At 60.1% G+C, this 13,692-nt stretch carries 12 protein-coding genes; 3 read left to right on the top strand and 9 right to left on the bottom strand.

Annotated elements, in window-relative coordinates; all coding sequences use genetic code 11:
- Positions 1-8 precede the first annotated feature (8 nt).
- From ACRC4F_RS05520 to ACRC4F_RS05510, 3 genes are read left to right on the top strand one after another with little or no spacing between them, the layout of a single operon-like run.
- A complete protein-coding gene (locus tag ACRC4F_RS05520) occupies positions 9-809 on the top strand; it encodes a carbohydrate ABC transporter permease (RefSeq protein ID WP_438658430.1) in 801 nt (266 codons plus the stop codon).
- A 10-nt stretch (positions 810-819) separates the two neighbouring features.
- Entirely contained in the window at positions 820-1,092 is a 273-nt protein-coding gene (locus ACRC4F_RS05515) for a DUF2160 domain-containing protein (RefSeq protein ID WP_109629387.1), read from the top strand.
- A gap of 48 nt (positions 1,093-1,140) precedes the next feature.
- Complete coding sequence (locus tag ACRC4F_RS05510) at positions 1,141-2,883, top strand: ABC transporter substrate-binding protein (protein ID WP_438658429.1); 1,743 nt, start codon at positions 1,141-1,143, stop codon at positions 2,881-2,883.
- Positions 2,884-3,139: 256 nt separating this feature from the next.
- Here ACRC4F_RS05510 and ACRC4F_RS05505 read toward each other — a convergent pair whose 3' ends face one another.
- From ACRC4F_RS05505 to nuoG, 9 genes are all read right to left on the bottom strand, one after another.
- Positions 3,140-3,415: a hypothetical protein gene (locus ACRC4F_RS05505; protein WP_438658428.1), complete on the bottom strand. Its 276-nt coding sequence runs from the start codon at positions 3,413-3,415 to the stop codon at positions 3,140-3,142.
- Positions 3,416-3,621: 206 nt separating this feature from the next.
- The gene (gene nuoN, locus ACRC4F_RS05500; RefSeq protein WP_109629405.1) at positions 3,622-5,085 is read right to left on the bottom strand and encodes an NADH-quinone oxidoreductase subunit NuoN; all 1,464 of its coding nucleotides are present in this window, start codon (positions 5,083-5,085) and stop codon (positions 3,622-3,624) included.
- A 7-nt stretch (positions 5,086-5,092) separates the two neighbouring features.
- Entirely contained in the window at positions 5,093-6,625 is a 1,533-nt protein-coding gene (gene nuoM, locus ACRC4F_RS05495) for an NADH-quinone oxidoreductase subunit M (RefSeq protein ID WP_438658427.1), read from the bottom strand.
- 40 nt (positions 6,626-6,665) lie between these two features.
- Complete coding sequence (gene nuoL, locus ACRC4F_RS05490; RefSeq protein ID WP_438658426.1) at positions 6,666-8,519, bottom strand: NADH-quinone oxidoreductase subunit L; 1,854 nt, start codon at positions 8,517-8,519, stop codon at positions 6,666-6,668.
- Positions 8,516-8,824: an NADH-quinone oxidoreductase subunit NuoK gene (gene nuoK / locus ACRC4F_RS05485; RefSeq protein WP_010458852.1), complete on the bottom strand. Its 309-nt coding sequence runs from the start codon at positions 8,822-8,824 to the stop codon at positions 8,516-8,518. Before nuoK ends, nuoL begins: the two co-directional genes overlap by 4 nt.
- A gap of 2 nt (positions 8,825-8,826) precedes the next feature.
- The gene (gene nuoJ, locus ACRC4F_RS05480; RefSeq protein WP_109629413.1) at positions 8,827-9,330 is read right to left on the bottom strand and encodes an NADH-quinone oxidoreductase subunit J; all 504 of its coding nucleotides are present in this window, start codon (positions 9,328-9,330) and stop codon (positions 8,827-8,829) included.
- A 9-nt stretch (positions 9,331-9,339) separates the two neighbouring features.
- Positions 9,340-9,885 carry an NADH-quinone oxidoreductase subunit NuoI gene (gene nuoI / locus ACRC4F_RS05475; RefSeq protein ID WP_007905075.1) on the bottom strand — a complete coding sequence of 182 codons (546 nt, stop codon included), beginning with the start codon at positions 9,883-9,885 and terminating at the stop codon, positions 9,340-9,342.
- A 12-nt stretch (positions 9,886-9,897) separates the two neighbouring features.
- Complete coding sequence (nuoH, locus tag ACRC4F_RS05470) at positions 9,898-10,905, bottom strand: NADH-quinone oxidoreductase subunit NuoH (protein WP_008146046.1); 1,008 nt, start codon at positions 10,903-10,905, stop codon at positions 9,898-9,900.
- Entirely contained in the window at positions 10,902-13,616 is a 2,715-nt protein-coding gene (gene nuoG / locus ACRC4F_RS05465) for an NADH-quinone oxidoreductase subunit NuoG (RefSeq protein ID WP_438658425.1), read from the bottom strand. The genes nuoH and nuoG overlap by 4 nt, the downstream gene beginning before the upstream one ends.
- Positions 13,617-13,692: the final 76 nt, after the last annotated feature.

Genomic DNA, 13,692 nt, shown 5'->3' with positions numbered 1-13,692 from the left:
GGCCCATCATGAGCAAGAGAAAGCTGATCCCGTTGCTGATCTACATCCTGTTCCTGCTGGTGCCGATCTACTGGCTGCTGAACATGTCCTTCAAGAGCAACACCGAAATCCTCAGCGGCCTGACGCTATTTCCGCAGGATTTCACCTTCGCCAACTACAAGGTGATCTTCACCGATCCGGCCTGGTACACCGGTTACCTTAACTCGCTCTATTACGTAACCCTGAACACGGTGATTTCCCTGAGCGTGGCGTTGCCGGCGGCTTACGCGTTTTCGCGCTACCGCTTTCTCGGTGACAAGCACCTGTTTTTCTGGCTGCTGACCAATCGCATGGCGCCGCCGGCGGTGTTCTTGCTGCCGTTCTTCCAGCTCTATTCCTCGATTGGTCTGTTCGACACGCACATCGCGGTGGCGCTGGCGCATTGCCTGTTCAACGTGCCGTTGGCGGTGTGGATTCTCGAAGGTTTCATGTCTGGCGTTCCGAAGGAAATCGACGAAACCGCCTACATTGACGGCTACAGTTTTCCCAAGTTCTTCGTGAAGATCTTCGTGCCGCTGATTGGCTCCGGGATCGGCGTTACGGCGTTTTTCTGCTTCATGTTTTCCTGGGTAGAGCTGCTGTTGGCACGGACGCTGACATCGGTGAACGCCAAACCGATTGCGGCGGTGATGACCCGCACGGTCTCGGCGTCCGGTATCGACTGGGGCGTGCTGGCGGCGGCGGGGGTGTTGACCATCCTGCCGGGCATGCTGGTGATCTGGTTTGTTCGCAACCACGTGGCCAAGGGCTTTGCCCTGGGCCGGGTCTGAGGAGCTGATGATGGAATGGATGAGCTGGACTGTTCCCACCGCGGCGTTCTTCATCGCCATAGGCCTGATTCTGGCGGGCATGACGACCTGGGAATTACGTTCGCCGAGCGTCCCTCGGCGTGGTTTTCTGCCGATTGCCACCACCCGTGGCGATCGGCTGTTTATCGGTCTTCTCGGCAGCGCCTACCTGCATTTGCTGGTAATCGGCGTCACCGACTGGAGCATCTGGGTTGCGTTCGCGTTGTCCCTGGTGTGGCTGTTGGCTGTGATGCGTTGGGGCTAGTCGAAATCGATCGGCAATGTTGCTCCGAAACTCTATAAGGAGGTCTCTATGTTCGACAAAAACAATAAGCTGCGACATAGCATTTCATTGGCAGCCATGCTGGCACTCAGCGGTTTGAGCGCAGCGGCGTGGGCCGATGCCTATGAAGACGCCGCCAAGAAATGGATTGGCAGCGAGTTCAAACCGTCCACCCTCACGCCAGAGCAGCAGCTCGAAGAGCTGAAGTGGTTCATCAAGGCCGCCGAGCCATTTCGCGGGATGAGCATCAAGGTGGTGTCGGAAACCATCGCGACCCACGAATATGAATCCAAAACCCTGGCCAAGGCCTTCACCGAAATCACCGGGATCAAGCTGACCCACGACTTGCTGCAGGAAGGCGACGTGGTGGAAAAGCTGCAAACCCAGATGCAATCGGACAAGAACATCTATGACGGCTGGGTCAACGACTCGGACCTGATCGGTACGCACTTTCGCTACGGCAAGACCGAATCGATCACCGACCTGATGGCCAACGAAGGCAAGAACTTCACTTCGCCGACCCTGGACATCAAAGACTTCATCGGCATCTCGTTCACCACCGCGCCGGACGGCAAGATCTACCAATTGCCCGACCAGCAATTCGCCAACCTGTACTGGTTCCGCGCCGACTGGTTCGAGCGGCCTGAGCTGAAAGCCAAGTTCAAGGAAAAATACGGCTACGAATTGGGCGTGCCGGTGAACTGGTCAGCTTATGAGGACATCGCCAAATTCTTCAGCGAAGACGTCAAGGAAATCGACGGCAAGCGTGTCTATGGACACATGGATTACGGCAAGAAAGACCCGTCCCTGGGCTGGCGCTTTACCGATGCCTGGTTCTCCATGGCCGGTGCCGGCGACAAGGGCATTCCCAACGGTTTGCCGGTGGACGAGTGGGGCATCCGTGTCGAGGATTGCCACCCGGTCGGTTCCAGCATCACACGAGGCGGCGATACCAACGGCCCGGCGGCGGTGTTTGCCACCACCAAATATGTCGACTGGCTGAAGAAGTACGCGCCACCGGAAGCGGCGGGCATGACCTTCTCCGAATCCGGTCCGGTGCCGTCCCAGGGCAACATCGCCCAACAGATCTTCTGGTACACCGCGTTTACCGCCGACATGACCAAACCAGGGCTGGCGGTGATGAACGCCGATGGCACGCCGAAATGGCGCATGGCGCCATCACCCCGCGGACCGTATTGGGAGGAGGGCATGAAGCTGGGGTATCAGGACGTGGGTTCCTGGACGTTCATGAAGTCCACGCCTGAAAAACAGAAACTCGCCGCCTGGCTTTACGCGCAGTTCGTGACGTCGAAAACCGTCTCGCTCAAGAAAACCATCGTCGGCCTGACCCCGATCCGCGAGTCGGACATCAACTCGCAAGCCATGACCGACCTGGCACCGAAACTCGGTGGCCTGGTCGAGTTCTATCGCAGCCCGGCCCGCGTGCAATGGACCCCGACCGGGACCAACGTGCCGGACTATCCGCGTCTGGCACAACTGTGGTGGAGCCACATCGCCGAAGCCGCGAGCGGCGAGAAGACTCCGCAACAGGCGCTGGACGGCCTGGCCAAGGATCAGGACGCGATCATGACCCGTCTGGAACGCTCGAAGGCGCAAGCCACCTGCGCACCGAAAATGAACCCCGAGCGCGATGCGCAATACTGGTTCGATCAGCCGGGTGCTCCGAAGCCGAAACTGGCGAACGAGAAGCCCCAGGGTGAAACCGTGAGCTATGCCGAACTGCTGAAATCGTGGGAGGCGGCGCGTAAGTAAGCTTCTGTACCGAGAAAGGCGAACGGCACCGAAAGGTGCCGTTTTCTTTTGTGCCTGTACAAATGTCATCGCGGGCAAGCCCGCTCCCACAGTATTTGCGGTGGTCACAATAGTTGTGAACACCTCGATCCCTGTGGGAGCGGGCTTGCCCGTGATGAGGCCATCCCAATCACTGAACTTCATCAAGTGAACATACATCTAGTAGGAGCACTGACCTCTGTTCTGGCTAACCGCGTGTAGATCTGGAACCTCGAATTTAAGTGCCTTCAAAATCATCCAGCACTCCATCAGGTAACGGCGCATCGAAGTCTTCGGGAAGCACCAGTTTGGTTTTCATCGTTCCCACACGTTGATTATGTAACTGCTCTTGCGCTATCGCTTGATTCAACTCCCACACTGCCAATTGCCCGGCCGTCTCAGGTGCCAATTTTGGCAGTTCGCCCTTTTGCGTCTGCAGCGTCACCTTACCTTGGCGCTCATCCGCCAGGGCATCGAGGCCATCCATCAGTTCGGCAAAAATGTCACGTTTCATCGTTCTTTCTCGCTTTGATTTATCGATCCAGTCGTCATTCAAGATAAGTCCAACCGCTCAACGCTGCATGTAGGACGAGACGGGTAATCCAGCGAGAGCTTTCGGGGATTTTTGGAGGAGGGCAGGGCTTCGGTAACAAATCCCACAAAAACAAAAACGGCACCCGAAGGTGCCGTTTCTGTTTGTAGCCAGATATCGCCGAGCGATCAGCCCGCCAGACCTGACTGCTGAACCAGCGTCAGCAGCGGTTGTGGGTAGACGCCGAGGAAGAACGCTACCAGAGCGATGGCCAGCAGCATCACGCCGCCTGCACGTTGTTCCCAGTGCAGTTGCGCATCGTGGCGGCGCAGGTTCGGCTCGATCAGGTACAGGGTGACCATCACGCGCAGGTAGTAGAAGACGCCGATGGCGCTGCCCAGTACCAGGGAACCAACCAGCCACCATTGGTGCGACTCGACACCGGTAGCGATGATGTAGAACTTGCCGATGAAGCCCGCGGTGAGCGGGATACCCGCCAGGGACAGCATCATCACGGTCAGTACGGCGGTCAGGTACGGACGGCGCCAGAACAGGCCGCGGTATTCATACAGGGCGTCGGCGTCACGGCCGTTGTACGGCGAGGACATCAGCGTGATTACGCCGAACGCGCCGAGGCTGGTGATGACGTAGGTGACCAGGTACACGCCGATGGCTTCCACGGCCAGACCCTTGCTCGCCACCAGGGCGATCAGCAGGTAACCGAAGTGGGCGATGGACGAGTAACCCAGCAGACGCTTGAGGTTGCTCTGGGTCAGTGCCAGCAGGTTACCGAACAGGATCGACGCGATGGCGATGATGGTCAGCACGTCGCTGAGTACACCGCTGCTTGCCGCTGGCGAGATCTGGAACAGACGCACCATCACTGCGAACACCGCCACTTTCGAAGCGGTAGCCAGGAACGCGGCCACCGGTGCCGGAGCACCTTCGTAAACGTCCGGGGTCCAGAGGTGGAACGGCACCAGGGACAGCTTGAACGCCAGACCGATCAGCATCATGCCCAGGCCCAATTGCGCCAGCGAGCTTGGCAGGCCGGTGGCCGCGAGGGCCTGGCCGATACCGACGAAGCTCAGGCTGCCGGAGTCGGCGTAGAGCAGGGCCATACCGAACAGCAGGAACGCGGAACCGGCGGCGGACAGCACCATGTACTTGATACCGGCTTCCAGCGAACGCTTGTTGAAGAAAGCGTAAGCCACCAGACCGTAGACCGGTACCGAGAGCAGTTCCAGACCGATGAACAAACCGGCCAGGTGCTGCGCGCTGACCAGCACCAGGCCACCGGCGGCGGCCATCAGGATCAGCAGGTAAAGTTCTTCACGGTTGCCCGGGTAACCCGAACCGCCATCGCCGAGGTAGGCGTGGGCGAGGGTCACACAAGCGAGGGTGGCGACCAGGATCAGCGCCATGTACAGGCAAGCGAAGGTGTCGATCTGCAGCAACGGGGTCACGGCCAGAGGCGCGACTTTCAGGGCTGGCAGGATCGACAGCAACGCCAGGTTCAGACCCGCCACGGAAATCAGGAAGGTCTGCGAGTGGTTGCGGCGCCAGGCAATCGCCAGCATCACCACGATGATCGTGGCGCTGGTGATCAACAACGGCGCAAGCGCGATAAAGTGTTGAGTCGTGAATTCCATAGCGCTCTTACCGGGCCGAAGCGAGTTGAGTGAAGGCGGTGCCGAGCCACTGCTGCACGCCATGCATCGTTGCGGCAGAGGTGTCGAGGAACGGTTGCGGGTACACGCCGATGTAGATCAGCAACGCCGCCAGACCGACCACCATGATCAGTTCGCGACCATCCATGCCATGCAACACCGCGTCCGATTTGGACGGGCCGAAGTAGGCACGGTGGATCATGATCAGCGAGTAGACCGAACCGAACACCAAGCCGGACGTCGCGATGATAGTGATCCATGGGGCGGCAGGGAACGTGCCGATCAGGATCAGGAACTCACCGACGAAGTTACCGGTACCCGGCAAGCCCAGGGACGCGGCGGCAAAGAACAGGCTGATGGCCGGCAGGTAAGCGATCTTCGACCACAGGCCACCCATTTCACGCATGTCGCGGGTGTGGGTGCGCTCGTACAGCTGACCGCTCAAGATAAAGAGTGCCGCGGCCGACAGACCGTGCGCCAGCATCTGCATCACCGCGCCCTGCAGCGCCAGTTGGCTGCCGGAATAGATGCCGATCAGTACGAAGCCCATGTGGGAAACGGACGAGAAGGCGATCAGACGCTTGATGTCGGTTTGTGCGAAGGCCAGGAACGCACCGTAGAAAATCCCGATCAGACCGAGGGTCATGGCGATCGGCGCGAACTCGGCCGAGGCATTCGGGAACAGCGGCAGGGCGAAACGCAACAGACCGTAAGCAGCGGTTTTCAGCAAGATACCGGCCAGGTCGACCGAACCCGCTGTCGGTGCCTGGGCGTGAGCGTCAGGCAGCCAGGAGTGGAACGGCACCACCGGCAGCTTCACCGCGAAGGCGATGAAGAAGCCGAGCATCAGGATGTACTCGGTGGTCAGCGACATCTTGGTTTTCAACAGATCGGCGTAGTTGAAAGTAATCACGCCGGTGTCGTTGAAGTTGACCAGTACCAGACCCAGGATCGCCACCAACATGATCAGGCCGGACGCCTGAGTGAAGATGAAGAACTTGGTCGCCGCGTAGATCCGGGTTTTCTTGCCGTCCGAAGAACTGTGACCCCAGAGCGCGATGAGGAAATACATCGGCACCAGCATCATTTCCCAGAAGAAGAAGAACATGAACAGGTCGAGGGCGAGGAACACGCCGACGACACCGCCCAGGATCCACATCAGGTTCAGGTGGAAGAAGCCAACGTGACGCTGGATTTCTTTCCACGAGCAGAGGACCGAGAGTACGCCCAACAGACCCGTCAGCATGATCATCAGCAGCGACAGGCCATCGAGGGCCAGGTGCACGCTGATGCCGAAGCGTTCGATCCAGATGTGCTTGAACTCAAGCGCCCAGGTCGGGTCGGCGCCAGGCGCCGGGGCAAATGAATAGTCACCGTTGGCCCACAGCCAGAGGCCGAGGGAGAGCAACAGGGACATGGTGATCAGCGCAATCCAGCGGGGGAGGGTGGCGCCGAAGCGCTCACCCATCCAGCACAGCAGGCCGCCGATGAAGGGGATCAGGATTAGCCAAGGCAGAATCATGACGGGCTCAATTCCTTTCGCAAGTTCGCAAGGTTCATATTCAGACCGCTACCAGCACGATGGCGCCGATGACCAGCACGGAGCCGGCTGCCATCGATGCCGCGTACCAACGCAGTTGACCGGTTTCGGTACGGCTCAGGGCGGTGTGGCCGCCTTTGGCCATACGCGGGATCAGACCGATGGTCTGGTCGAGCGGGTCTTTGCGCAGTACGTGGCTGATCGCCAGGTATGGCTTGACGAACAGTTTGTCGTAGATCCAGTCGAAGCCCCAGGCAGCGAACCACCAGGCCGAAAGGAAGCGGCCGATGCCGCTGTTGGCGATTGCAGTGACGAAACGACGCTTGCCGAGGAACAGCAGCGCGGCCAGCAGGATACCGGCCAGGGCGATGGCGCCCGACGCGATTTCCAGACTGTGCTTGGCTTCGCCGCCGGCATGGCCGACGCTTTCCGGCAGCACACCGTGCAGTGGCGGAATGATCATTGCGCCGACGAAGGTCGACAGCACGATCAGCACCGACAGCGGCAGCCAGTGGGCGATGCCGTGACCGGCGTGCGCTTCGGTCTTCGCTTCACCGTGGAACGCGATGAAGATCAGGCGGAAGGTGTACAGCGAAGTCATGAACGCGCCGACCAGACCTGCGTAGAGCAGGCCGTGGTTGCCGCTGGCGAACGCTTCCCAGAGGATTTCGTCCTTGGAGTAGAAGCCTGCGGTCACCAGTGGCAGGGCAGACAAGGCCGCGCCGCCGACGATGAAGCTGGCGTAGGCCAATGGCAGTTTCTTCCACAGGCCGCCCATCTTGAAGATGTTCTGCTCGTGGTGGCAGGCAACGATCACCGCACCGGAGGCAAGGAACAGCAGCGCCTTGAAGAACGCGTGGGTCATCAGGTGGAAAATCGCGCCATCCCATGCGCCAACGCCCAGCGCCAGGAACATGTAGCCGATCTGGCTCATGGTCGAGTAGGCGAGGATACGTTTGATGTCGGTCTGCACCAGTGCGGCAAAACCGGCGAGTACCAGGGTCACGCCGCCGACGATGCCGACCAGGTGCAGGATTTCCGGCGCCAGGGTGAACAGACCGTGAGTACGGGCAATCAGGTAGACACCGGCGGTTACCATGGTTGCGGCGTGGATCAGTGCCGAAACCGGAGTAGGGCCGGCCATCGCATCCGCCAGCCAGGTTTGCAGCGGCAGTTGCGCGGATTTACCGACAGCGCCGCCCAGCAGCATCAGGGTCGCCATGACCATCCAGAAGTCGCCGGCCTGGAATTTCTGCGGCGCCAGCACCAGCAGTTCCTGGATATTCAGCGTGCCCAGTTGTGCGAACAGAATGAACAGGCCGATGGCCATGAACACGTCGCCGATACGGGTGACGATGAAGGCTTTGAGTGCGGCGTTACCGTTGTTGCGGTTGCTGTAGTAGAAACCGATCAACAGGTACGAGCACAGGCCCACGCCTTCCCAGCCGAAGTACAGGAACAACAGGTTATCGCCCAGGACCAGGAACAGCATGCTGGCGATAAACAGGTTGGTGTAGGCGAAGAAGCGCGAGTAACCGGCTTCACCGCGCATGTACCAGGACGCGAACAGGTGGATCAGGAAGCCGACGCCGACGACGACACCGAGCATGGTCAGGGACAGACCATCCAGGTACAGCGCGAAGTTCGGCGTGAAGCCTTCCACCGCCATCCACTGCCACAACACCATGGTGTAGTGACCGCCTTCAGGTGGCGCGACGTTGAATTGCCAGATCACATAAGCCGTGACGATGGCAGACAGGCCGATGGAACCGACGCCGATCAGCGCCGACAGGTTTTCCGAGAGGCGTCCACGGGAGAACGACAGCAGCAGGAAACCGATGAGAGGGAATACGAAAGTCAGATAGAGAAGATTCATCCGCGCATCTCGCTGGCAGCGTCGATATCGAGAGTGTGGAAGCGGCGATACAGCTGCAACAGAATCGCCAGGCCAATACTGGCCTCGGCGGCTGCCAGGCTGATCACCAGGATGAACATGATCTGTCCATCCGGCTGACCCCAGCGGCTACCGGCGACGATGAAGGCCAGTGCGGAGGCATTCATCATGATCTCCAGGCTCATCAGCACGAAGAGAATGTTGCGGCGGACCATCAGGCCGACCAGACCGAGGCAGAACAGGATGCCGGCGACCGCCAGACCATGCTCCAGAGGGATAGCAGGCATCGTCATTGCTCCTTGGCTTCGTTACGGCCCAAGTGGAACGCCGTGACGGCTGCGGCAAGCAGCAGCATCGAGGCGAGTTCGACCACCAGCAGGTAAGGACCGAACAGGCTGATGCCCACGGCCTTGGCGTCTACGGTGGTGTGGCCGATGGCTTCACCGCTGGAGTGGCTGAACAGGACGTACAGCAGTTCAACCAGCAACAGGGTGCCGAGGGCTACCGGGCCGAGCCAGATACCGGGCTTGAGCCAGACGCGCTCTTGCTGAACCGAGGCGGGACCGAGGTTCAGCATCATCACCACAAACACGAACAGCACCATGATGGCGCCAGCGTAGGCGATCACTTCCAGAACACCGGCAAACGGTGCGCCGAGGGCGAAGAACGTCATGGCCACGGCGATCAGCGAAATGATCAGGTAGAGCAGGGCGTGCACAGGGTTGGTGTTGGTGATCACGCGAAGCGTGGACACCACAGCGATACCCGATGCGAAATAGAAAGCGAATTCCATCTTTCTTCCTTAAGGCAGCAAGCTCTTCACGTTGATCGGCTGGGCTTCATTCTGCGCGGAGCCTTTCGGCTTCCCGGCAATTGCCATACCTGCAACACGATAGAAGTTGTAATCAGGGTTTTTGCCGGGGCCGGAGATCAACAGATCTTCTTTCTCGTAAACCAGGTCCTGACGTTTGAACTCGGCCATCTCGAAATCCGGTGTCAGCTGGATCGCGGTGGTCGGGCAGGCTTCCTCGCAGAGGCCGCAGAAAATGCAGCGCGAGAAGTTGATGCGGAAGAAGTCCGGGTACCAGCGACCGTCTTCGGTTTCAGCTTTCTGCAGCGAGATGCAGCCGACCGGGCACGCCACGGCGCACAGGTTGCAGGCTACACAACGCTCTTCGCCATCAGGGTCACGGGTCAGGACGATACGCCCACGAAAACGCGGCGGCAGGTACACGGCTTCTTCCGGGTACTGCAGCGTGTCGCGCTTGCGGAAGGCATGGCCGAAGATCATCACCAGGCTGCGAAGCTGGGTGAAGAAGCCATGCACGATGTCAAATATGTACTTCATGATTCTCTATCCTCACTGAGCCGCGACGGCGGGCGTGTTGAGCAACACGATCGCAGCGGTCACCAGCATGTTGACGAGGGTCAGCGGCAGGCAGAACTTCCAGCTGAAATCCATCACTTGGTCATACCGTGGACGCGGGATCGAGGCGCGCAGCAGGATGAAGAACATGATGAAGAACGCGGTTTTCAGCGCGAACCAGATGAACGGGATCTGCGGCAGAATGCCGAACGGACCGTGCCAGCCACCGAAGAACAAGGTCACCAGCAGCGCCGAAATCAACACGATGCCGATGTACTCGCCGACGAAGAACATGCCCCATTTCATGCCGGCGTATTCAATGTGGTAACCGTCGGCCAGTTCCTGCTCCGCTTCCGGCTGGTCGAACGGGTGACGGTGAGTCACGGCGACGCCGGCAATGAAGAAGGTCAGGAAACCGAAGATCTGCGGAATCACGAACCACAGGTTCTGCGCTTGATATTCAACGATGTCGCGCATGTTGAACGAGCCGACCTGGATCACGATGCCCATCAGCGACAGGCCCATGAACACTTCGTACGATACGGTTTGTGCCGAGGCCCGCAAGCTGCCCAACAGGGCGAACTTGTTGTTGCTGGACCAGCCGGCGAACAGCACCGCGTAGACCGACAGACCGGCCATGGCGAAGAAGAACAGGATGCCGATGTTGATGTCCGCGACACCCCAGGTCGGGGTGATCGGGATGATCGCGAAGGCGATCAGCAAGGCGCTCATGGCCACGACCGGTGCCAGGGTGAAGATCACCTTGTCGGCAAACGGCGGGGTCCAGTCTTCCTTGAAGAACATCTTGATCATGTCGGCCGCGATCTGGAACGCGCCGAACGGGCCGACGCGGTTCGGACCGTAACGGTCCTGCCAGAGGGCGAGCAGACGACGCTCGACCCAGCTCAGCAGCGCGCCGCACACCACCACGGCGAGCAGAATCACGATGGCCTTGAGGACCGCGATGATCACGTCAATCACTTCAGGCGTGAACCAGGTCATTGAGCTGCCTCCTGCAGACCGTCAACGGATTTGCCAAAGATCGCGGGCGGAATGCCAGCAATACCGGCCGGCAAGGCGACCAGGCCAGCACCCAGCTCTTCATTGATGCGCAGCGGCAGACGCAAAGTCTGGCCAGCGACGTTCAAGCTGAGCAGGGCACCGTCATTGACACCCAGGCGATCGGCTTCGGATTTGGCCAGCGACACGTAGGCGGCCGGAATGCGCTCCTGAACCGGTGCGGCTTTGGAAGAGTTCTCTTCGCTGCCGAACAGGTGGAAGAACGGCACGACCTGCCAGGTGCCCGGCGCCGGGTTGAACGCACGCGGAACAGCCGCGAACCAGTTCAGCGAATCACCGGTGCTTTCGATCAGGCGGGTGCCCGGGTCGCCAGCGCGGATGTGACCACCGACTTCGTCCTGGAACTTGTTCCAGGCTTGTGGCGAGTTCCAGCCCGGAGACCAGGCGAATGGCACTTGCTGACGCGGTTCGACCGAGCCCGAGTAACCTTCCATGGAGAACGAGAACGCGGTGTCGTTATCCTGGGAAGTACGCGGTTCGTGCACGCTGATGTCGGCGCGCATGGCGGTACGACCGGAGTAACGCAGTGGTTCGCGCGCCAGTTTCAGGCCTTTGATACGGAACGCGGCGGACGGCGCGGCGTCGACGATGCGCGCCAGTTGCGGCGTGCTGGCGGCGCAGGCAGCAGTGACGTGGTCCAGTTGAGTCCAGTCGATTGGCTGGTTCAACAGGGTCGCGCGCAGAGCATGCAGCCAGCGCCAGCCTTCGTGAACCAGGATGCTCGCGTCGAGGTAAGTCGGGTCGAACACCTGGAAGAAACGCTGGGCGCGGCCTTCCTGGCTGACCAAAGTACCGTCGCCTTCAGCGAAGCTGGCGGCTGGCAGAACCAGGTGCGCGCGATCGCTGGTGGCGGTCTTCTGATGGTCTGCCACGATCACCACTTTCGCGGCGTTCAGGGCAGCATCAACACGGGCTTTGTCGGTGCGGGTGTACAGATCGTTTTCCAGCACGACAATGGCGTCGGCCTTGCCGTCGATCACGGCTTGCAGCGCGGCGTCGACCGAATCACCACCGAGCATGGCCAGGCCAAGGCTGTTGGCCTCAGGCACGATCAGGCTGATGGAACCGTTCTTCTCGCGCAGCTTCAAGGCTTTGGCGATGTTGGCGGCGGCTTCGATCAGGGCTTTGGAGCCCAGGGAAGTACCGGCAATGATCAATGGACGCTTGGCGGCGAGCAGGGCATCGGCAATGCGCTTGGCCAGCTCAAGGGCTTCAGCGTCCAGACCTTCAACCGCAGGAGCGCTGGCGTCGAGGGCGTGAGCCACGGCGAAACCGATGCGCGCCAGATCGTCTGGAGCGGCGTGAACGCATTCTTCAGCGATGTCGTCGAGCTTGGTCTCAGCCAGGCTGGCGATGAACAGCGGGTTCAGCGCGTTTTGACCGATGTTCTTCACCGCAGCGTCGAGCCAAGGCTGAACGCGCATGGCGTCGGCCATGTCTTCGGCCTTGCCTTTGACCGATTGACGCAGGGACAGCGCCATACGTGCAGCGGTCTGGGTCAGGTCTTCGCCAAGCACGAAGATCGCATCGTGATCTTCGATGTCGCGCATGTTCGGGATTGGCAGCGGGCTGTCTTTCAACACCTGCATGACCAGACGAATGCGCTCCAGCTCAGCGGCTTCGATACCGGAGTAGAAGTGCTCGGCGCCGACCAGTTCGCGCAACGCGTAGTTGCTTTCGAGGCTGGCACGGGGCGAACCGATACCGACGATGTTGCGACCGCGCAGCAGGTCAGCGGCTTTATCCAGCGCTTCGTCGAGGCTCAGCTTGGCGCCGTTGGCCAGCTTTGGCTGACGCGGGCGGTCTTCGCGGTTGACGTAGCCGTAGCCGAAACGGCCACGGTCGCACAGGAAGTACTGGTTGACCGAACCGTTGAAGCGGTTTTCGATCCGACGCAGTTCACCGTAACGCTCGCCCGGGGAGATGTTGCAACCGCTGGAGCAGCCATGGCAGATGCTCGGCGAGAACTGCATGTCCCACTTGCGGTTGTAGCGCTCGGAGTGAGTCTTGTCGGTGAACACACCGGTCGGGCAGACCTCTGTGAGGTTGCCGGAGAACTCGCTTTCCAGCGTGCCGTCTTCAACGCGACCGAAGTACACGTTGTCGTGGGCGCCAAACACACCAAGATCGGTGCCGCCGGCGTAATCTTTATAGAAGCGCACGCAGCGGTAGCAAGCGATGCAGCGGTTCATCTCGTGGGAAATGAACGGGCCCAGTTGCTGGTTCTGGTGAGTGCGCTTGGTAAAGCGATAACGGCGCTCGTTGTGGCCGGTCATCACCGTCATGTCTTGCAGGTGGCAGTGACCGCCTTCTTCACAGACCGGGCAGTCGTGAGGGTGGTTGGTCATCAGCCATTCGACGACGCTGGCGCGAAACACTTTCGCTTCTTCGTCGTCGATGGAGATCCAGCTGCCATCGGTGGCGGGCGTCATGCAGGACATGACGATCCGACCACGCTTGTCGTTTTCGTCGGTGTACTGCTTGACCGCGCACTGGCGGCAAGCGCCAACGCTGCCAAGGGCTGGGTGCCAGCAGAAATAAGGGATATCGAGGCCTAGCGACAGACACGCCTGTAACAGGTTGTCTGCCCCATCGACTTCGAGCTCTTTGCCGTCTACGTGGATAGTGGCCATGGTTCAAAGTTCTTCGTTGGCCCGGTGTCAGCGGGCGTGGCTAATGGAATCTTGTTGTTCGCGTGAATCAACACAG

It is taken from the genome of Pseudomonas sp. (genome assembly GCF_051660785.1).
Lineage (GTDB): Bacteria > Pseudomonadota > Gammaproteobacteria > Pseudomonadales > Pseudomonadaceae > Aquipseudomonas.
The sequence above is the reverse complement of the archived record's forward strand: the minus strand, read 5'-3'. Positions and strand labels throughout refer to the sequence as shown.

Coding starts and splice junctions, on each gene's coding strand:
- ACRC4F_RS05520 (WP_438658430.1), top strand. CDS start 9: ATGAGCAAGAGAAAGCTGATCCCGTTGCTGATCTACATCCTGTTCCTG.
- ACRC4F_RS05515 (WP_109629387.1), top strand. CDS start 820: ATGGAATGGATGAGCTGGACTGTTCCCACCGCGGCGTTCTTCATCGCC.
- ACRC4F_RS05510 (WP_438658429.1), top strand. CDS start 1,141: ATGTTCGACAAAAACAATAAGCTGCGACATAGCATTTCATTGGCAGCC.
- ACRC4F_RS05505 (WP_438658428.1), bottom strand. CDS start 3,415: ATGAAACGTGACATTTTTGCCGAACTGATGGATGGCCTCGATGCCCTG.
- nuoN (WP_109629405.1), bottom strand. CDS start 5,085: ATGGAATTCACGACTCAACACTTTATCGCGCTTGCGCCGTTGTTGATC.
- nuoM (WP_438658427.1), bottom strand. CDS start 6,625: ATGATTCTGCCTTGGCTAATCCTGATCCCCTTCATCGGCGGCCTGCTG.
- nuoL (WP_438658426.1), bottom strand. CDS start 8,519: ATGAATCTTCTCTATCTGACTTTCGTATTCCCTCTCATCGGTTTCCTG.
- nuoK (WP_010458852.1), bottom strand. CDS start 8,824: ATGCCTGCTATCCCTCTGGAGCATGGTCTGGCGGTCGCCGGCATCCTG.
- nuoJ (WP_109629413.1), bottom strand. CDS start 9,330: ATGGAATTCGCTTTCTATTTCGCATCGGGTATCGCTGTGGTGTCCACG.
- nuoI (WP_007905075.1), bottom strand. CDS start 9,885: ATGAAGTACATATTTGACATCGTGCATGGCTTCTTCACCCAGCTTCGC.
- nuoH (WP_008146046.1), bottom strand. CDS start 10,905: ATGACCTGGTTCACGCCTGAAGTGATTGACGTGATCATCGCGGTCCTC.
- nuoG (WP_438658425.1), bottom strand. CDS start 13,616: ATGGCCACTATCCACGTAGACGGCAAAGAGCTCGAAGTCGATGGGGCA.